The sequence below is a fragment of the Citrobacter sp. Cb004 genome (assembly GCF_030337065.1).
GTDB lineage: Bacteria > Pseudomonadota > Gammaproteobacteria > Enterobacterales > Enterobacteriaceae > Citrobacter > Citrobacter braakii.
Map to the genome: position 1 here is coordinate 342,317 of NZ_JAOWCH010000066.1, position 20,329 is coordinate 362,645.

The 20,329-nt window shown below is 53.7% G+C and carries 18 protein-coding genes; 2 read left to right on the plus strand and 16 right to left on the minus strand.

The window, feature by feature from the left end; genetic code table 11:
* Positions 1 to 44: 44 nt before the first annotated feature.
* From OGV65_RS18855 to ybfF, 9 genes are all read right to left on the minus strand, one after another.
* Positions 45 to 1,340: an MFS transporter gene (locus tag OGV65_RS18855; protein ID WP_181632776.1), complete on the minus strand. Its 1,296-nt coding sequence runs from the start codon at positions 1,338 to 1,340 to the stop codon at positions 45 to 47.
* A 53-nt stretch (positions 1,341 to 1,393) separates the two neighbouring features.
* On the minus strand, positions 1,394 to 2,533 hold the full coding sequence (tcuB, locus tag OGV65_RS18860) for a tricarballylate utilization 4Fe-4S protein TcuB (RefSeq protein ID WP_101699818.1): 1,140 nt from the start codon (positions 2,531 to 2,533) through the stop codon (positions 1,394 to 1,396).
* Complete coding sequence (gene tcuA / locus OGV65_RS18865) at positions 2,520 to 3,923, minus strand: FAD-dependent tricarballylate dehydrogenase TcuA (RefSeq protein WP_235116612.1); 1,404 nt, start codon at positions 3,921 to 3,923, stop codon at positions 2,520 to 2,522. The genes tcuB and tcuA overlap by 14 nt, the downstream gene beginning before the upstream one ends.
* Positions 3,924 to 4,020: 97 nt before the next feature.
* On the minus strand, positions 4,021 to 4,947 hold the full coding sequence (gene tcuR / locus OGV65_RS18870; RefSeq protein WP_286455324.1) for a tricarballylate utilization LysR family transcriptional regulator TcuR: 927 nt from the start codon (positions 4,945 to 4,947) through the stop codon (positions 4,021 to 4,023).
* 128 nt (positions 4,948 to 5,075) lie between these two features.
* Entirely contained in the window at positions 5,076 to 5,522 is a 447-nt protein-coding gene (gene fur, locus OGV65_RS18875; protein ID WP_003022836.1) for a ferric iron uptake transcriptional regulator, read from the minus strand.
* Positions 5,515 to 5,601 (minus strand): ryhB-regulated fur leader peptide, encoded by an 87-nt coding sequence (locus OGV65_RS18880; RefSeq protein WP_049259739.1) that lies wholly within the window; start codon positions 5,599 to 5,601, stop codon positions 5,515 to 5,517. The genes fur and OGV65_RS18880 overlap by 8 nt, the downstream gene beginning before the upstream one ends.
* Before the next feature lie 210 nt (positions 5,602 to 5,811).
* Positions 5,812 to 6,342, minus strand: coding sequence for a flavodoxin FldA (gene fldA, locus OGV65_RS18885; RefSeq protein WP_003022839.1), 531 nt, complete (start codon positions 6,340 to 6,342; stop codon positions 5,812 to 5,814).
* A 155-nt stretch (positions 6,343 to 6,497) separates the two neighbouring features.
* Positions 6,498 to 6,785, minus strand: a complete 288-nt coding sequence (ybfE, locus tag OGV65_RS18890) for a LexA regulated protein (protein ID WP_003022842.1) — start codon at positions 6,783 to 6,785, stop codon at positions 6,498 to 6,500.
* A 128-nt stretch (positions 6,786 to 6,913) separates the two neighbouring features.
* The gene (ybfF, locus tag OGV65_RS18895; RefSeq protein WP_032947058.1) at positions 6,914 to 7,687 is read right to left on the minus strand and encodes an esterase; all 774 of its coding nucleotides are present in this window, start codon (positions 7,685 to 7,687) and stop codon (positions 6,914 to 6,916) included.
* A gap of 194 nt (positions 7,688 to 7,881) precedes the next feature.
* Between ybfF and seqA the strand changes: the two genes are divergently transcribed.
* Positions 7,882 to 8,424 (plus strand): replication initiation negative regulator SeqA, encoded by a 543-nt coding sequence (seqA, locus tag OGV65_RS18900; RefSeq protein WP_016152261.1) that lies wholly within the window; start codon positions 7,882 to 7,884, stop codon positions 8,422 to 8,424.
* A gap of 24 nt (positions 8,425 to 8,448) precedes the next feature.
* A complete protein-coding gene (gene pgm, locus OGV65_RS18905; protein WP_016152262.1) occupies positions 8,449 to 10,089 on the plus strand; it encodes a phosphoglucomutase (alpha-D-glucose-1,6-bisphosphate-dependent) in 1,641 nt (546 codons plus the stop codon).
* Between the two features lie 71 nt (positions 10,090 to 10,160).
* Here pgm and potE read toward each other — a convergent pair whose 3' ends face one another.
* The 7 genes from potE to kdpB all read right to left on the minus strand — a co-directional run bounded on the left by potE (position 10,161) and on the right by kdpB (position 20,310).
* On the minus strand, positions 10,161 to 11,480 hold the full coding sequence (gene potE, locus OGV65_RS18910) for a putrescine-ornithine antiporter (RefSeq protein WP_286455325.1): 1,320 nt from the start codon (positions 11,478 to 11,480) through the stop codon (positions 10,161 to 10,163).
* The gene (speF, locus tag OGV65_RS18915) at positions 11,477 to 13,675 is read right to left on the minus strand and encodes an ornithine decarboxylase SpeF (protein WP_286455326.1); all 2,199 of its coding nucleotides are present in this window, start codon (positions 13,673 to 13,675) and stop codon (positions 11,477 to 11,479) included. Before speF ends, potE begins: the two co-directional genes overlap by 4 nt.
* 257 nt (positions 13,676 to 13,932) lie before the next feature.
* Entirely contained in the window at positions 13,933 to 14,037 is a 105-nt protein-coding gene (gene speFL, locus OGV65_RS18920) for a leader peptide SpeFL (protein ID WP_114149115.1), read from the minus strand.
* Between the two features lie 280 nt (positions 14,038 to 14,317).
* Complete coding sequence (gene kdpE / locus OGV65_RS18925) at positions 14,318 to 14,995, minus strand: two-component system response regulator KdpE (RefSeq protein WP_016152265.1); 678 nt, start codon at positions 14,993 to 14,995, stop codon at positions 14,318 to 14,320.
* Positions 14,992 to 17,676 (minus strand): two-component system sensor histidine kinase KdpD, encoded by a 2,685-nt coding sequence (kdpD, locus tag OGV65_RS18930; protein WP_047359485.1) that lies wholly within the window; start codon positions 17,674 to 17,676, stop codon positions 14,992 to 14,994. Before kdpD ends, kdpE begins: the two co-directional genes overlap by 4 nt.
* 10 nt (positions 17,677 to 17,686) lie before the next feature.
* Positions 17,687 to 18,253 (minus strand): potassium-transporting ATPase subunit KdpC, encoded by a 567-nt coding sequence (gene kdpC, locus OGV65_RS18935; RefSeq protein ID WP_286455327.1) that lies wholly within the window; start codon positions 18,251 to 18,253, stop codon positions 17,687 to 17,689.
* An 8-nt stretch (positions 18,254 to 18,261) separates the two neighbouring features.
* Complete coding sequence (gene kdpB, locus OGV65_RS18940) at positions 18,262 to 20,310, minus strand: potassium-transporting ATPase subunit KdpB (RefSeq protein WP_016152268.1); 2,049 nt, start codon at positions 20,308 to 20,310, stop codon at positions 18,262 to 18,264.
* Positions 20,311 to 20,329 lie beyond the last annotated feature (19 nt).

A 20,329-nucleotide genomic window follows, 5' to 3' on the forward strand; every position in this document is an offset into this window, starting at 1 on the left:
AATGAAACAGACAACGGGCGGAGAGTTTTCCGCCCGTTTGCATTTCAGGGTTTATATTCCACCGGTTGATAATTACGACTCAGCCGGACAAACAGCATTGCCGTGGCGGCGAGCCCGCAAAGTGCCGCACACATCAGCCACCACCCTGGTGAGCTTTTATCCCCGGTTAGCTGGACCAGCGCTGTGGAGATGACTGGCGTAAGGCCGCCAAAAATCGCCGTGGCAAGACTGAATGCCAGTGAAAAGCCCACCGTACGCACATAGACAGGCATCACCTCGGTGAGTGCGGCGACCATTGCCCCGTTGTACATACCAAAAAAGAACGAGAACCAAAGCAGGACCATCGTCATGCGCGTGAAATCTGGCGCGGCGGTGAGCCAGTGCATAACCGGCCAGGTGGTGATCAGTGCAAGGATGGTAATCCCCATCAACACCGGACGACGACCAATTCGGTCAGAAATCGCCCCGCCAATCGGCAGCCAGATAAAATTAGAAATACCGACCAGCATGGTGACGATCAGGCTGTCGCGAGCGCTCAGGTGAAGTACAGCCCTACCGTAGGTCGGTGTGTAGACGGTAATAAAGTAGAACGTCGTTGTGGTCATCGCCACCAGCAGCGTACCCGCAGCGATGAGACGCCAGTTTTTGATGATGGTAGTAAAAATTTCCCTGGTGTCGGGACGGTGCGTACGTTGTAAAAAGGCGTCTGTTTCCTGAAGCGAGCGGCGGAGCACGAAGATCAAAGGAATAATCATGCAACCAATAAAGAATGGAATACGCCAGCCCCATTCAGAAATCTCATCGTGTCCCAGGGTGGCGTTCAGGCCGTAACCAATCAGAGCTGCCACCACAATGGCGACCTGTTGACTGGCGGACTGCCAACTGGTGTAGAAGCCTTTATTGCCAGGGGTGGCGATTTCAGAAAGATAAACCGAGACGCCGCCCAGCTCCACCCCTGCAGAAAAGCCCTGTAATAATCGGCCGAGTAATACCAGGACAGGGGCCAGCAGACCAATACTGTGATAACCAGGTACCAGGGCAATCAGCAGGGTACCGCAGCCCATAATCGCCAGCGTCACCATCAGTCCTTTACGGCGACCAATTCTGTCGATGTAAGCACCCAGCACAATTGCGCCAACAGGCCGCATTAAGAAACCTGAACCAAACACGGCGAAAGTTAACATTAGCCCGGCAAATTCACTCTCTGCAGGAAAGAAGGTCTTTGCGATATAGGTGGCGTAAAAACCGAACAGAAAAAAGTCAAACTGTTCGAGGAAATTACCGCTGGTTACCCGCAGTATTGCGCCGAAAGTTCCGGCGCGCGATGGTTGTTGTGTCATTGGGTTTGCTCCACTGTCTTATCATAATATTCATAGAGGTAAGAGTTTGCGGGTTAGTCGCCTGCGACCCCCGCCTGTTTGCCGCGCCGTTTCTCAATCGCCCACTTGAGTAAGGCTGCGCAGCGGTAAAATCCGTGGGCAAATTTTCCATAAGGAATGGTCAGAAAGAGCGCCATGACCACGCCGAGGTGAATGGCGAGCAAAATAGCCATCCAGGAGGTGTCTCTTCCCGCCAGCAGCGCTAAACCGGTCAGACTGGTCAGGAGCAGCAGCAAAATAAAACCGCGATCCATCGGTTTTTGCCGAGCGTCGCCATGCAGCGGTGAGCGCTTAAAATTGAGCCATAGCAAGCCAGCCGGGCCGACAGTCAGGCCAATGCCGCCCAACGTGCCCAACATTACCGGAACGCTGAAGAACGGATAGGGCGCTTCTATACCTGCAAAGTAGTGATAGCCCGTTGCCACCACGGTGGCGGCAAAGCAGAGCATAAAACCGTAGAAGGTGAAGTGATGGAAACGGCGGCGCATCAGGGTGAAGGCATCATCTGCTTCGTTACAACCTTTGCCATGCCCACCATCGAGATACTTCAGCGTCAGCGCATTGTGCGAGGCTTCAGCAATTTCAGCGGAACGCGGTACACCCGGAGAGATTTCGCGCCAGAAGCGGAGAACACCCGCCATCAGCAGACCTATCGCCAGAATAAATACCGAACCAAACATCCATGCGAGCAGGTTATGCGGGAAAATCTGATAAAAATCCCCGGCCAGCGGAGGATGGAATAACGAGCCCTTTAAACTCATGGCGAGGAGTAAAAACAGGATCAGACCGAAAACCAGCGCCAGCGTCACAGTGATGCCTGCGCGACGATAAAGCGCGCCAAAGGCGGCGGGTTGCGCGTAGTGCTGATAGGTTTCGAGCCGCACTTCCGCCATCGCCTTCGGTACGTTAATGGCAAATTCATGAGGTGGGGCATACTGACACGCGTGCAGGCAGGCGCCGCAGTTATGGCACAAGTTAGCCAGATAATTGATATCCGCTTTACCGAATTCCAGGCGCTGAGTCATTGCCGGGAACACGGCGCAAAAACCTTCACAATAGCGGCAGGCGTTACAGACCTGCATCACTCGTTCAACTTCCGCTTCCGGCTCGGTGATAATTTGTGCTTCGATGATCAGTTTCTCAAGCTGCTTCATGACGTGCCTCCTTACGTGCTGCCAGCGCGGCTTCTTTTCCGGCAATGCGGCCAAAGGTTGTCCCGATCGACATGCCCACGCCAGCGGTGTAACCCTTGCCCAACACGTTGCCCGCCATCATCTCTCCGGCGACGAACAGGTTGCGGCTTGGCTGCCCGGCAAAGTGTACGGCAGCGCGGTCGTTCACTTTTAACCCAAGATAGGTGAAGGTGATTCCTGGCCGCAGGGCATAGCCGTAGTAAGGTGGCTGGTCCAGCGGTCGCGCCCAGTGTGTTTTCGCGGGGGTTAACTTCTTCGTCGCGCAGTTGTCCAGGATGGTATGGTCGAACTGACCTGGCTGGCAGGCGTTGTTGTACGCCGTCACGGTGTGGGTAAAGCGTTCGGTATCCAGCCCCAACTGATGCGCCAACTCCGCCAGCGTATTCGCCTGTGCGCCGGGGAATACCGGTGGCATAAAGTGGCCGATGGCTTTACTGTCGATAATGGAATAGCCAATCTGCCCTGGCTGTTGGGCGACCAGGCGTCCCCAGATGGCGTAGCGTTTGGGCCAGAAATCTTCGCCTTCATCATAAAAACGTTCTGCGTCACGGTTGACTACTATGCCGAGTGAAACGCAGTCCACGCGGGTGCAAATCCCGCCGTCATATAATGGCGCTCTGGCATCAATGGCTACGCAGTGTGACTGGGAGGGTTCGCCGATGATGTCCGCCCCGGCATCCATCATAAATTTAAGCAGTACGCCCTGATTAAAGCGCGTGCCGCGAATCAGGAAGTTATCCGCAGGCCACTCGCCGCGGGCGTTCTCTCCCCAGGCTTCGCGCAGCCATTCGCGGTTTGACTCAAATCCGCCAGCGGCAAGCACGCAGGACTTAGCGGTTATGCGCTCTTCGCCTGCCAGCGCTGCCACAAACTCACCATTATGCAGTTCAAGCGCCTGCACTGGTGTGTTATAGCGGATTTGCACGCCTAACTTTTCTGCGCTGCGATAATAGGCATTCACGAGGGCTTTCCCGCCCCCCATAAAAAAGGCGTTGGTTCGCGCTACGTGTAAAGCACCGGAGAGAGGAGGTTGAAAATTAACGCCGTGTTGGCGCATCCAGTCGCGGCATTGTGAAGAGGTGCGGATCACCAGACGCGCCAGGGCTTCGTTAGTATTTCCCTCGGTGACGCGCCGCAAATCCTGCCAGAACTCCTCTTCAGGATAGCTTTCCACCAGCACATCCTGCGGCGCGTCATGCATACAGCGCAGATTACGTGTGTGTTGAGAATTTCCCCCGCGCCATTCCCGTGGAGCCGCTTCGAGCAGGAGTACCGAAGCTCCTTGCTCCCGGGCGGTTAGGGCAGCACATAACGCGGCATTGCCACCGCCAATCACCAGAACATCAACCATCGTATACTCCATTACCATTTAACTAATTGTTAAATTTGTAATTGAAATGTATACGTACAGCTTGTGCGGGCGCTATGACGAAGTGCTAAAGAGGGCTTTAGTTATTGTAAAGGATGGCGCCTGGCCAGCTTCCTGCTTCCACCAGTTGATGCATCACTTTCGTTAGCACCACGCGGGCGGCGAGGCCCGCGGGGGTGAGCTCATCATCAGAAAGGCTGACCAGAAAGTTGGGGCGACTCAGTATTGGATTATGGACGCCGATCACTCTTAGCGTCTCTTTATCGAGATGGGAAATCGCCGCGCCGGGCTGGAGAGTAGCGCCGATTCCACTGCGAACGGCGCGCATTAGCAGCGCCAGACCATCAATTTCTGTGGCGATCTCAATGCGCAGTGCGTGTTCCTGACAAATTGCTTCCAGCCTGCCGCGCAGACCGTGGCCTGGGCTGGGCATTATCAATGGGATACTTGCCAACTGGGCTGGCGCAATATTGTCATCGGCAATATCGGCCAGTAAGGCATGAGTCCCAATCAAAAACAGGCGCTCTTCGAGAATCGGTCTGGCGCTCCAGCGCAGGAGCTTTTCTTTTTGAAATACCACGGCCAGATCAATCTGGCGGGTATTAATCATCCGTTCCAGGTTGCCAGAGAGGCTTTCCACCACATGCAGGCGGACATCACTATAGCTTTCCCGCATGGCGTTAATAAAAGGCATGCCGAGAACGGAAGCGGTACTGGGGGCCATACCGACGCTGACGTGCCCGGAAAGCCGGGACTCTCGCGCGGCGAGGATTGCATCGTCTGCGTGGCGGAGCGCCAGCTGCGCCTGGGAGTAAAAAGCCAGTCCGGCGCTGGTGGGCGTAACGCCACGCGAGGTGCGCTGCAGCAGGCGAATAGCGAGTTCGTTTTCCAGGCGGGACATTTGCTGGCTGAGTGCCGAAACCCCAATATTGAGATCGAGCGCCGCGATACCCATGCTGCCGGTTTCTACAATGCGAACAAAATAGCGTAGCTGGCGAAGTTCCATTTCGACTCTCCGGGAAGGGACTATTGATTTTACATTAAAGCAACACAGGAGTGGAGGGAAGGGGAAAAGGGGTGATAACGCCCATAAAAAAAGCCAACCGAATGGTTGGCTTTTCAGAAAGCATCACATTATTTACCGTCGTGAGCATGCTCATCTTCGCGGCAATCGCCTTCGGCGCAGTGACCGTAAAGATAGAGGCTATGGTTGGTTAAACGAATACCATGTTTAGCCGCAATCTCACGCTGGCGCGCCTCGATGGAATCATCGCTGAACTCGACCACTTTGCCGCAGTCGAGGCAGATGAGGTGATCGTGATGATGCTGTTGAGTCAGTTCGAAGACGGATTTACCACCTTCAAAATTATGGCGGGTCACGATACCGGCATCATCAAACTGGTTCAGCACGCGATACACGGTCGCCAGACCAATTTCTTCACCCATATCGATCAGACGTTTGTATAAGTCTTCCGCACTGACGTGATGGTTATCCGGTTCCTGAAGAACTTCCAGAATTTTTAAACGAGGAAGCGTTACTTTCAGGCCAGCCTTCTTTAATGCGGTATTGTTGTCAGTCATGCGGAATCTGTCCTGTAGCTAAACGATTCACTTCATTAACAGAAGTGACAGAAATTGCACTTGAGATAATGCGATTCATTATAGAACTGCCATGGCTAAATGAAAACTGCAAGTCTCTGGCATATATTGTTAATCAAAACGTGGTATCGCCGACAAACACACTGTGCAATACCCGATTGGCATCCGGCCATTGTACAGGGTCAGACGAAAAAGTTACAAATTTGTAGCAATTATTTTGATTGGTTTTATCTATTGATGTGGCGCAGATGGAAATCTGCGCCACACAAAATCAGGCATTGATGATTTCGTCGAGGTGCAGCTCCTCAGAGATCTGCTTAACCCATTTTTCTACGCGTTCGGCGGTCAATTCAGGCTGGCGATCTTCATCAATGGCCAGACCCACAAAGTGGTCGTCGTCCGCCAGGCCTTTGGACGCTTCAAAGTGATAACCCGCCGTTGGCCAGTGACCAACGATGGTTGCGCCGCGTGGTTCGATGATGTCGCGAATTGTACCCAACGCATCGCAGAAATATTCTGCGTAATCTTCCTGGTCGCCGCAGCCGAACAATGCAACCAGTTTGCCGTTAAAATCAATATCTTCGAGGGTAGGGAAGAAATCGTCCCAGTCACACTGCGCTTCACCGTAGTACCAGGTTGGAATGCCGAGCAGCAAAATGTCATACCCTTCGAGGTCTTCTTTGCTGCTTTTTGCAATGTCATGTACATCGGCAACGTCTTTACCAAGCTGTTTTTGAATCATTTTTGCGATGTTTTCGGTGTTACCGGTGTCGCTGCCGAAAAAGATGCCAGTGATTGCCATGAGTAAAATAACCTCTTGAAACTTATTGAAATGGTGGTGGCGCATTGCCCACGGATAAGGGCAATCATAGCAGAACAGTCAGGCATGCGGAAACAGCAAACACGCAGGACTGCACTCTGTGCTACACGATTTATGATTTAGAGCAGAAATTCAGACTAAGCCTGACCGCGCAATGCGCTGAGTTGGTTCATCAGCATCTCTTCGATGAGTTCACTGCGACTCATGTTGCGCGCCTCGGCCAGCTCGTTCAGAGCGTCAACAGCATCAGCGTTCAGTTTCAGTTCGACACGCTTAAGCCCGCGAACTTTATCGCGTTTAAGCTGATTACGTTTGTTAATACGTAACTGTTCATCACGCGAGAGCGGATTAGTTTTGGGTCGTCCCGGGCGACGCTCCTGCGCGAACAGATCTAATGTCGTACGGTCCGTTTGTTCTTTGGCCATGATCTTGGTGACTTCGGGGAAACAATCAGCCAGGCGTCTGCCCGGATGGATAGCTCGCCATAATACATCAGCAGGGGAGACACGCCAACGCCCACGCGCGTAATCACGCGCAGACGCTGAGTTTTTAATCAGTTAGCCTGTTCGCTCAGATAACGACGGATGGCGCGCAGTACCGCCTCCGGTTTTTCCGCATGCACCCAATGGCCCGCGCCTGCAATAACGTGCGCCCGAGCCTGCGGGAATTGCGCCAGCAATTGTTCGCGATACGCTTCGGTAACATAAGGTGAGTTGCCACCGGGGATAAACAGCGCCGGGTGTTCCCACGCCGGGATGGTCTCCCAGCCGACAATATGAGGATATTGCTCCCACAGCACGGGAACATTAAAGCGCCATTCGCCGTCCACGAAGGATTTGAGCAGAAACTGGATCACGCCTTCCTCTTGCAGATGCTGGCGCATGACGCTCGCCGCCTGCTGACGCGAAGAGGACTGCGCGTCAGTTACTGCGTTAATGGCAGCAAAAATCTCATCGTGACGGCGAACATGATAGTCAACGGGAGCAATGTCGATGGCTACCAACCGTTCGACACGTTCCGGGGCCAACGCGGTTAACGCCATGACGGCTTTGCCCCCCATTGAGTGACCAATAAAGATCGCTTTTTCGATCTGTTGATCGTCCAGCGTATCCAGCAGATCTTGCGCCATGGCCGGATAATTCATCACAGGTGAACGCGGGGAGAGGCCATGATTTCGCATATCAACCTGGATGATATCGTGATCGGCCACCAGATCGCGCGCCAGGATCCCCAGGTTATCCAGACTGCCAAACAGGCCGTGCACCAGGACGATGGGAGAATTATTGTGCAGGTTTTGCGCAGATTGCGCTCGGATATTCAATTTCATGGCAAAGTTCTTTTTTTCACACTCACGGGTTAGGGTATCATGTTGACCATTCTGCCACATGGCTGCAACAACTACGGTTACTCTGAGTTTTGCCAGCCACCAGGCTTGACGCTATCCGCTGTTGGGATTTGCCTTTACACTACGCGTGTTGACCCCAACAACTTGTATTCAGCTAAACACTGCACTGGATTAAGATGAAAACGATTGAAGTTGATGATGAACTCTATAGCTATATTGCCAGCCACACCAAGCATATCGGCGAGAGCGCATCCGACATTTTACGGCGTATGTTGAAGTTTTCCGCCGCATCACAGCCTGTCACTCCGGTAGTAAAAGAAGTCCGCGCTGTGCAAGCTGTCGTGGAAGCGAAGCCGGTTAACCCCGTAAAAGATAAAGTGCGCGCGATGCGTGAACTGCTGCTGTCCGACGAATATGCAGAGCAGAAGAAAGCAGTAAATCGCTTTATGCTGGTGCTGTCTACACTCTATTCACTGGATCAAAACGCGTTCGCCGAAGCAACGGAATCGTTGCATGGTCGTACGCGCGTTTATTTTGCAGCAGATGAACAGACGCTGCTGAAAAATGGTAATCAAACTAAACCAAAACACGTGCCAGGCACGCCGTACTGGGTAATCACCAATACCAATACCGGCCGTAAATGCAGCATGGTTGAGCACATCATGCAGTCAATGCAATTCCCTGCGGAATTGATTGAAAAGGTTTGCGGAACAATTTAATCCTTGCATTAGAAGGACCAGGCAATGGCAATCCACAACCGTGCAGGTCAACCTGCGCAACAGAGTGATTTGATTAACGTCGCCCAACTGACGGCACAGTACTATGTACTGAAACCAACGGCAGGGAACGCTGAGCACGCCGTCAAGTTCGGTACGTCCGGACATCGCGGCAGTGCAGGTCGTCATAGTTTTAACGAGCCGCATATTCTGGCTATCGCTCAGGCGATTGCTGAAGAACGTGCGAAAAACGGGATCACTGGCCCGTGCTACGTGGGCAAGGATACCCACGCGCTGTCTGAACCGGCTTTTATCTCTGTCCTGGAAGTGCTGGCAGCGAACGGCGTGGACGTCATCGTGCAGGAAAATAACGGCTTTACGCCAACCCCTGCCGTGTCGAATGCTATCCTGGTCCACAACAAAAAAGGCGGCCCGCTGGCTGACGGCATTGTGATCACGCCATCCCACAACCCGCCGGAAGATGGTGGTATTAAATACAACCCGCCAAACGGTGGTCCGGCAGATACTAACGTCACCAAAGTGGTGGAAGACAGGGCTAACGCTCTGCTGGCTGATGGTCTGCAAGGCGTGAAGCGTATGTCGCTGGATGCTGCGCTGGCATCTGGTCATGTAAAAGAGCAGGACCTGGTTCAGCCGTTTGTTGAAGGACTGGCCGACATCGTCGACATGGCGGCGATCCAGAAAGCGGGCCTGACGCTGGGCGTCGATCCGCTTGGCGGTTCCGGTATCGAATACTGGAAGCGTATTGCCAAGCACTACAACCTGAACCTGACTATCGTTAACGATCACGTTGATCAGACTTTCCGCTTTATGCATCTCGACAAAGATGGCGCAATCCGTATGGACTGCTCCTCCGAGTGCGCGATGGCGGGACTGTTGGCGCTGCGTGACAAGTTCGATCTGGCCTTTGCCAACGATCCTGACTATGACCGTCACGGTATCGTCACCCCGGCGGGTCTGATGAACCCGAACCACTACCTGGCTGTGGCGATTAACTACCTGTTCCAGCATCGTCCGCAGTGGGGCAAAGACGTTGCCGTTGGTAAGACGCTGGTCTCTTCGGCGATGATTGACCGCGTAGTGAATGATTTAGGGCGTAAACTGGTCGAAGTTCCGGTTGGCTTTAAATGGTTCGTTGACGGTCTGTTTGACGGCAGCTTTGGCTTTGGTGGTGAAGAGAGCGCGGGCGCTTCTTTCCTGCGCTTTGACGGTACACCGTGGTCAACCGACAAAGACGGCATCATCATGTGCCTGCTGGCGGCAGAAATTACCGCAGTGACCGGTAAGAATCCGCAAGAGCACTACAACGAACTGGCAGCCCGCTTCGGCGCGCCAAGCTACAACCGCCTGCAGGCAAGCGCGACCTCCGCGCAGAAAGCGGCGCTGTCTAAGCTGTCTCCGGAAATGGTGAGTGCCAGCACGCTGGCGGGCGACCCGATCACGGCACGTCTGACGGCGGCACCGGGTAACGGTGCTTCTATCGGCGGTCTGAAGGTGATGACTGACAACGGCTGGTTTGCTGCGCGTCCGTCAGGTACTGAAGACGCCTATAAAATCTACTGCGAGAGCTTCCTTGGTGAAGAACATCGCAAGCAGATCGAAAAAGAAGCCGTTGAGATTGTCAGCGAAGTGCTGAAAAACGCGTAAGTCTTGTTTGTACTGACGCGTTTTGTAGGCCCGGTAAGCGTTAGCGCTACCGGGCTTTTTTATGCCAGGATTTAACTATGCTTATTTTTCAGTTCAAAACGCGGTGATACCAGGCCATACAGCGTCCAGCCGAGGAAGGTCACGATAGAACCATAAAGCATTGCTTCTTCGCCAGAGGAGTAGAGCGCATAGAAGCTGTACAATGCGCCAACAAACACCACGAAGTTTGCCGGTTTCGCTTTCGACGACGGAACATTCGCCATTTTTTGAATAATTACCAGCGCGGCCATCGACAGAATATACGGAATGATGTTCGTCACCACCGCCAGGTTGACCAGCACGTTGAACTGACTGTTCAGTGACGGGCTGATAGTCATCAGTGATAAACCACTCTGGATAATCACGATAGCCAGCATCCCCTGAACCGGCGCGTCTACTTTAGTCACGCGGGAGAAGATTTTAGGGAAGTAACCCCCATCAGCCGACGATTTGAATACCTGAGCGATAGTGAATTGCCAGCCCAGCAGTGAACCGCAGCAGGACATCACCATCAGCGCCATGATCACCTTACCGACTTCTGGGGTGAACATTTGTGCGAAGGCTAAACCGAACGGTGCTGTAGAGTTAGCCAGATCCATATTCGGCACAATCCCGGCTATCACGTTGGTGGAGATGATGTAAATCACCGCAGCGCCCAGCGTACCGCCCAATACGGCGATGGGCACGTTGCGTTCCGGATTGTCTACCACTTCAGCGTTGGCGCAGGCCGATTCCAGACCCAGAAAAGCCCACAAGGTCATCGCAATGGAAGAACCGACAGCCGTGAAGAACGGGACGTGGTGTGGATTCCAGGAGTTAGCGTACAGCGTCGGACTGAACCAGAACCAGCCGATGATACACAGACCGACAACCGGAATAATGACGCCCCAAACGGTGATGCTGCTGATCTGCCCGGTAATGCGCGCCCCGCCAAAGTTAGCCACGGTACAGATCCACAGTACACCAATGGTTGCCAGGCCAATCTGCACCGGTGTCAGTGTGGCGCCAAACAGCTCGGTACCGTAGCCAACGGCGGAGATGGCGATAGCCACGTTGGCGATTAACAGCGAAACGCCATAAGTGTAGTTCGCCATAAAGTTACCGGATTTGCCAAAGGCGTATTCAGCGTAACCCCCCATACCACCGGATTTACGGCTGAACATACCGCATTTTGCGAAGGCCCAGGCCAGCGCCATTGAACCGACAGCAGTCACCAGCCACGAGATGATCGAGATAGTACCGACTTCCGCAAGCTTGGTGGGCAACATGATGATTCCGGATCCCATCATATTAACCATGGTCAGGATAGTGAGCTGGACGACGCCCATTTTGTTGGATTTGGCTTTGCTCATAACATTTCCCCTTTCAACAGAGCGTGTTGCGCGCTTTGTTGCTTAATCACGTAGCACCACACCTGTTTACGACCGTCGTGTTCTTCGATGTAGACACCCTGGAGTTCAGGCGCAAAACCCGGTAGCAAATTGATTCCTTCTTCCAGTGCGCTGAAGTAACGTAATACTGAACCGCCCCAGATTTCACCCGGAACCACACACAGTACGCCCGGAGGATAAGGCAGCGCGCCTTCTGCCGCGATGCGACCTTCAGCGTCCGGCAGACGCACCAGTTCAACTTCACCACGCAGATATGCATAATTGGCATCCTGCGGATTCATGCTAACGCGCGGGAAATGTGCCTTACGGAACATCTCTTTCTGGAGCTGCTTCACGTTGTGACGCGCATACAAATCGTGCATCTCCTGGCACAGCTGGCGCAGGGTGTAACCGGCGTAACGGGCTTCATGCTGCTTGTAGATCGAAGGCAGAACCTCGGCTAGCGGGGCATCGGCTTCCAGCAGTTTTTCGAAACGTACCAGCAGGGCGACAAGCTGCTGCAACTTCGCCATATCTTCTGCGGGGGTCAGCAGGAACAGGATGGAGTTGAGGTCGCATTTTTCGGGCACCACACCATTTTCGCGCAGGAAGTTAGCCAGAATGGTAGCCGGAACGCCGAAGGTATCGTATTCGCCGTTACGCGCATTAATACCCGGAGTGGTGAGCAGCAATTTGCATGGATCCACAAAGTACTGGTGTTCGGCATACCCTTCAAAGGCATGCCAGTGTTCACCGGGGACAAAATGGAAGAAACGCAGGTCGCTGGCGATTTCAGCGGTGGGATAAGCCTGCCACGGTTTACCTTCTACTATCTCCGGCACGAACGGGCGGATATGGTGGCAGTTTTCCAGGATCAACTTACGAGTATCAATTCCGTTGACGACGCAGTCCATCCACATGTTGCGCCCGCTGACGCCTTCATGCATTTTGGCGTTGATGTCCAGTGCGGCAAAGAGCGGATAGAACGGGCTGGTGGAGGCGTGCATCATGAACGCGTTATTCATTCGTTTATGAGGCACGTAGCGAGACTGGCCTTTAATATGGCTGTCTTTTTTGTGGATCTGCGAAGTCTGAGAGAAGCCTGCCTGTTGTTTGTGCACTGACTGGGTGACCAGAATGCCGGGGTCATTTTCGTTAAGATCCAGCAACAGCGGAGAGCAATCGGCCATCATCGGAATAAACTGCTCATAGCCAACCCACGCGGAGTCAAACAGGATGTAGTCGCACAGATGACCGATCTTATCCACCACCTGACGGGCGTTATAGATTGTGCCGTCGTAGGTACCTAACTGAATCACGGCCAGACGGAATGGACGCTCATCTTTCGAACGTTGTGGCGCAACTTCACTCACCTGTTCACGTAGATAGCCTTCTTCAAAGCAGTGCGCGTCGATCCCGCCGATAAAGCCGTACGGGTTACGCGCGGTTTCCAGATATACCGGCGTTGCCCCGGCCTGCAATAACGCGCCGTGGTGGTTTGACTTGTGGTTGTTGCGGTCGAATAACACCAGATCGCCTGGGGTGAGCAATGCGTTAAGCACCACTTTGTTCGATGAGGAGGTCCCGTTCAGTACAAAGTAGGTCTTATCCGCGTTGAAAACTTTAGCTGCGTGCTGTTGTGCGATGCAGGGAGCGCCTTCGTGAATCAGCAGATCACCCATTGCGACATCGGCATTACACAAATCGGAGCGGAAAAGTGTTTCGCCGAAATATTCGACAAACTGATTACCCGCAGGATGGCGACGGAAAAACTCGCCTCCCTGATGACCAGGACAATCAAAGGCGCTGTTGCCCTGATTGACATAGTCGACAAGCGCACGGAAGAACGGCGGACGTAACTGCGTTTCATAATGGCTGGCGGCGGTTTCTAACTGCCGGCCATAAAAGGCGGTACGGGCTTCATTACATTCGAATACACCTGAGATGCGCGGCAGATGTTCAGATGGAACACGTTCTTCATTTTCGGTGGCGATAAAAACAGGAATCCCATAGCCGGTGGCGTCAATTTCATCGAGTTTTCCACGTTCAATATCATTGATGGATAATACGATAGCAGCAACATCAATAAAATTACTTTCATCGATATTTACGCAAGAACGCTGCGTAGAAAAAAAATCAGGACAGGAACGGCTTACGGCAATTTTTAATTCTGACATTTTCATCTCTTTATTTTTAGGTAATAGCAGGTCCTCAATTTCTCAAATGAGAAATTGATAACTCCGGAAAAAAAAAGCAAAGTCATACCGCTGATAAATAAATCAGTAAATTGCTTTTTTGAAGATGCAATAAACCCTAACCGGTCCGGTCACAGGTAATACAGGGTTATGCAGGGAGAGCACTGCGGATACAGGCGTTAGCCTGCGATACAGAGAGTCAGGAAGACCTGTATACTTGAGTGCCCTTAGTCGGAAGACTAACGGGCATTAAAGAAATGAAAGTCGAAACTGTTGCGGTGGGCAAACATCATAATATGCGTTGTTCGCCTTATATGTGGCATTGTACGGCTATTATTTTCCATTTTAGTTACCTTTACTGGATAAGTGGAAGGTGCGGGTATTTTATCCAGGAAATGGCTATGAACTGTGAAGAAGATCAATAAAAAACGATCGTTTATAAAATATTTAGTCGCCATTTATGCATAGTACGAGACAAGATGCTGTTTTGTTGTTTATATGTTATTTATTTGTATTTTATTATTTTTTTTTACAATATTCTACTGGCTGCATAATAAGTATTATGCAGTGAAATGAGTAATGAAAAATATATTTATTAATTAATCAGAAAAAATGAATAAGAATTCACGGCATAAACCGATAGCCAATTCCGGTTTCGGTCAGAAAATGACGCGGACGGGCCGGGTCCAGTTCCAGCTTCTGGCGCAGGTGTCCCATATAAATACGTAGATAATGACTGTGTTCGACGGCGTTTGGTCCCCAAACCTGATTTAACAACTGGCGTTGCGTCAGTACCTTCCCGGCATTATTTAGCAGAACCGCTAACAGGCGAAACTCAATCGGCGTCAAATGAATTTCCTCGTCACCTCGGTGAACGAGGCGTGCGGCAATATCCACTTTGACGTTGGAAAAATGTACCACCGGTTCGGGAGACGCACCGCTGGCGTGGCGACGCAATGCCACGCGCAATCTCGCCTGTAGCTCGCCAATACCAAAGGGTTTACTGAGATAGTCATCGGCACCGGCATCCAGCGCAGCAATTTTATCGCTTTCCTCACTGCGGGCTGAAAGCACAATCACCGGAATCGCGCTCCATTGTCGCAGGTCGCGAATAAAATCAATGCCGTCGCCGTCCGGCAGGCCGAGATCGAGAATGATGAGATCGGGTTTTCGCGTGGCGGCTTCCAACAGACCACGTTGCAGCGTTTCCGCTTCATATACACGCAGGCCATCGGCTTCCAGCGCAGTGCGCAGAAAGCGGCGAATGGCATGTTCATCTTCAACAATCAGTACGTTCGTCACATATCCTCATGAAAATCTTCAAGTTCAGGGGGGATTTCTTGGGGCAGTGTAACACGAAAACAGGCTCCTCCCTGCGCGCGATTGTGGACCGAAATAGTACCGCCGTGCACGTCCACAATAGCCTGACAAATTGCCAGCCCCAGCCCAACGCCGGGCACCGATGACTCTTTATTCCCCCGGGAAAATTTGTCAAAAACGCGCTGTTCCATACCCGACGGAATACCCGGCCCATTATCCCAGACGTCCAGTTGCAGATGTGCGCCATCGACGCTGGCATCAATACCGATTTGCGCCTGTGGCCCCGCGTATTTGACGGCGTTTTCCAGCAGATTAATCAGCACCCGTTCAAAGAGCGGACCATCGACGTGAATCAGTGTTAACGGTTCAGGTAACGACAGATTTATTGGGGCAGAGAGACCGGGCTCCAGCATCTGCAGGGCGCTGCCGACCACCTCTTCCAGCGTTAACCACTCCTTCTTAAGATTAAAGCCGCCAGACTGAATTCGCGCCATATCCAGCAGGTTATTAACCAGTCGGGTAGTATTCAGAACGTGCTGGCGAATCTCACTGGCCTGGCGCGCGTGCGGCGATCCCTCGCTGGCCAGATCCAGTGTTAAGATTTCCGCCTGACCGAACAACACCGTCAACGGCGTGCGCAAATCGTGGGACAGAGCAGCGAGCAGGGCGTTGCGAATGCTTTCGCGCTCGCTGGCAAACCGCGCCTGCTCTTCGCTGGCGGTCAGCGTCAGGCGCTCCAGCGCACTGGCTACCAGTAGAGTGAAGGTTTCCAGCAGGCGTTGCTGTTCGGGGATCATAAGCTGGCGTAAATTTCCCGGTTCGACCACCAGCAGCCCATGCGTTTTATCGGCGCTTTTTAACGGTAAAATCTGATATGGCACGCCCGGTAACGTGTCGGTGCCTGCACCGGCCGGTTGCCCTTTGTCAAAGCTCCATTGGGCAATGGCGTCATCCCACGGCGTCATGCCCTGTTGATGGGTGAGCGGGGCCAGCTTGCCGTTCTCACCGGGCAGTAAAACCTGGCTGCGGGCCTGAAACGTTGAAGCGATAAACTGTTCACTGGTGGCGGCGATATCCGTCTGACTCCGACCGACGGCCAGCGCTTTCGACATCTCATACAAATGACGCGTACGCTGTTCACGATAACGCGCTACCCGCGCCTGATAACGCACCCCGGCGGTCAGATTACCAATAACCAGCCCTACCGTTAGCATTACGGCAAAGGTGAGCAGGTACTGAACGTCTGAAACGGCCAGCGTCCCGCGTGGGGCAATAAAGAAGAGATCGAAGCTGGCGACGTTAATAAAGGTTGCCAGCACTGACGGCCAGCGTCCGTAAAAGAGTGCGATAACCACCACACCCAATAAATAGATCATCACCAGGTTGGCGGCGTCAAAGGCCATTAGCCACTGCATGGCGATTAGCGTAATGATGGCGCACAGCGCAACGGCAACCACACAACCCTGAATTTGTACCCGCCATTTATCCTTAAAGGTGCGGCTATCAGCCGTTTGCAGCACAGGGCGTGAAGGGGGCTCATCGAGCGCAACAATCATCAGGTCGAGATCCGGTGCGCGATGAGCGAGTTTGTCGGCAAAGGAATCGCTACGCCACCAGCGACGCGTAGTCGGACGCCCGAGCACAATTTTTCCCAGATTATGCTCACGGGCATAGTGGATGACCGCTTTGTCTTCGGCGGGGTCGGAAAGGGTGGCTGTTTCTGCGCCTAACTCCTGAGCCAGCCGCAGAGCGCTTAAAATTGCGCGGCGTTGTTTTTCGGGCAGTCGGTGCAGCGCTGGCGTTTCGACATACACCGCATGCCAGACGCTGCCGAGACGCGCCGCCAGACGTGCGGCGGCGCGTACCAGTTTTTCGCTGCCGGTATTGTGCCCAATGCACAGTAAAATAGCGTCGCGGGTATGCCAGACTTTCTCCTCTCCCGGACGTCCTCGCCAGGCGCGCATCTGATCGTCTACCCGATCAGCCGTGCGGCGCAGGGCAAGTTCACGTAGCGCGATCAGATTACCTTTGCGAAAGAAATGCTCAATTGCTCTTTCTGCCTGACCGGCGATATAAACCTTGCCTTCGTTCAGGCGCTGGCGCAAATCGTCGGGGGGGAGATCGACCAGCACCACATCGTCGGCGGCATCGAAAAAAGGGTCGGGTACGGTTTCACGAACCTGAATGCCGGTAACGCCGCTGACCACGTCATTGAGACTTTCCAGATGCTGCACGTTAACGGTAGTAAAGACATCAATCCCGGCTTCCAGCAGCTCTTCAATGTCCTGCCAGCGCTTAGGATGCCGTGAGCCTGGCGCATTACTGTGCGCCAGTTCATCCATCAAAATGAGCGCTGGACGGCGGGCCAGCGCAGCGTCGAGATCGAACTCATTGATGTGGCGGCCATGGCGCGCTTGTCGCTTTAGCGGCAAGATGCTGAGGCCGTCCAACAGCGCGGCGGTCTCTTTGCGTCCATGGGTTTCCACCACGCCAATCAGCACATCTAACCCTTGCGCCCGCAGTCGCTGGGCCTCTGCCAGCATGGCCCAGGTTTTGCCGACGCCAGCACAGGCACCGAAGAAAATTTTCAGTTTTCCCCGATGCGGGGCCGTGGTCTGCTCCAGCAGGCGATCGGGGTCGGGGCGTAAGGGTTCGTTATGCATGTCCTTTTTCTCAGTGCTTATCCAGCGCTAAATTAAGTTCCACCAGGTTCACCACCGGCTGACCGATAAAACTGACCAACGGCTTGTGCGTATATTGTGCAACCAACCGCGTAACCTCTTCAACGCTGAGGTTGCGAGCCTGCACCACGCGGGGAATTTGCCAGGCCACCGCGGCTGGCGTCAGGTTGTTATCCAGCCCGCTGGAAGAAGCCGTTACCAGCTCTACCGGGACGGCAGGACTGGCCTGCGGGTTGGCGGCACGCAGTGCGGCAATCCGGCTTTGCAGCTGTTTATCCAGTTCCGGGTTGCTGGCTGCCATATTACTGCCGCCTGAAGCCATTGGATTATAGGGCATTTCAGCTGTGGCAGACGGACGCCCCTGAAAATAACCGGCAGCGGTAAAATGTTGCCCGATGAGCTCAGAGCCGCGAACAACCTGACCTTCGCTAAGAAGCGAACCGTTAGCCTGGTGGGGAAACCACCACTGCCCCAGCGCGGTCGTCAGCAACGGGTAAGCCCCGCCAGTGATAAGCATCAGGAAAATCAATGTTGATAATGCAGGACGTAATCCACTCATCTGAAACCTCACACCAGACCCAGCAGGGTCAGCAGTAAATCAATCGCTTTGATACCGATAAACGGCACAACCAAACCGCCCAAACCATAGATCCACAAATTGCGGCGCAACATCGCGGATGCGGACAAAGGTTTGTAGCTCACGCCTTTTAGCGCCAGTGGGATCAGAAAGACGATAACCAGCGCGTTAAAGATAACCGCGCTGAGGATCGCCGAGTCTGGCGAATGCAGTCCCATCACGTTCAGCGCATTGAGCTGCGGATAGGTGGCGGCGAAGGCGGCCGGGATAATAGCGAAATACTTCGCGACGTCGTTGGCAATACTGAAAGTGGTCAGCGAACCGCGCGTCATCAGCATTTGTTTACCAATGTGCACTACTTCAATCAGTTTGGTGGGGTTGGAGTCGAGATCCACCATGTTACCTGCTTCTTTCGCTGCCTGGGTTCCAGAGTTCATGGCGACCGCAACGTCGGCCTGCGCCAGGGCAGGTGCGTCATTGGTTCCGTCGCCGGTCATTGCCACCAGACGACCTTCCGCTTGATACTGACGAATCAGCGCCAGCTTGGCTTCCGGCGTGGCTTCAGCTAAGAAGTCATCCACTCCGGCCTCAGCGGCGATCGCGGCGGCGGTCAGGCGGTTATCGCCGGTGATCATCACCGTTTTAATCCCCATTTTGCGCAGTTGAGCAAAACGTTCTTTGATCCCGCCTTTCACAATATCTTTCAGCGCAATCACGCCCAGTACGTGGGAGCCTTCGGCAACCACCAGCGGCGTTGCGCCAAGGCGAGCGACGCTTTCGACCTTCTGCTCCACATCGGCGGGAAAGTGGCCGCCGTTGGCTTCAACGTGCCGACGAATGGCATCGACCGACCCTTTGCGGATCATTCGGTTGTCGATGTTGATGCCGCTCATCCGGCTTTGGGCGGTAAACGGCACAAAGGTAGCGTGCAGAGATTGCACGTCGCGAATACGCAGATTAAAGCGCTGTTTTGCCAGGATCACGATGCTGCGGCCTTCCGGCGTTTCATCGGCCAGCGATGAAAGCTGTGCGGCGTCGGCCAACGTTTTTTCGTCCACGCCGTGGGCGGGCAGAAAATCCGAAGCCTGACGGTTACCCAGCGTAATGGTGCCGGTTTTATCCAGCAGCAGTACGTCTACGTCACCTGCCGCCTCTACTGCACGTCCGCTGGTAGCGATGACATTCGCGCCCAGCATGCGGCTCATCCCGGCGACGCCAATCGCTGAGAGCAGTCCGCCTATCGTTGTAGGGATCAAACACACAAGCAAGGCAACCAGCACCGTGATGCTGACCGCACTACCACCCCAGGCGGAAAACGGCCATAGCGTGGCGGTCGCCAGCAAAAAGATAATGGTCAGGGCAATCAGCAGGATCGTCAGGGCGATTTCATTGGGCGTTTTACGCCGCTGCGCGCCTTCAACCATGGCGATCATCCGGTCGAGGAACGTTTCACCGGGGTTTACGCTGCATTCGATAACCAGCCAGTCGGAGAGGATGCGGGTCCCGCCGGTGACGGAGGCGAAATCGCCACCGGATTCACGAATCACAGGCGCGGATTCACCGGTAATGGCACTTTCATCTACTGATGCGCCACCTTCAATGACCTCGCCGTCACACGGGATAATATCGCCAGCTTCCACCAGCACGATATCCCCTTTCCGTAAATCATCGGCAGGAACGTGATCCATTGCCGCGCCGTATTTGGGTTCGCGAAGTTTGCGGGCGAAGGCGGTTTTTTTGACTCCCTTTAGGCTATTAGCCTGAGCTTTACTGCGACCTTCCGCCAGCGCCTCAGCGAAGTTGGCGAACAGAACGGTAATCCACAGCCACAGGCTTATCGCGCCGGTAAACCACGGGCTGCCCTGCATATGACCTGTTGCCATCGCCACCGTTAACAGGGTCGTTAACAAACTGCCCAGCCAGACGATAAACATCACCGGGTTACGCCACTGGGTATGTGGGCTTAATTTTTTCACGGCGTCCATCAGCGCCTGTGCGACCAGAGAGGGTTCGAACAGCGCCAGTTGCTTGCGACTCATAGTAATGTGCTCCGCATCA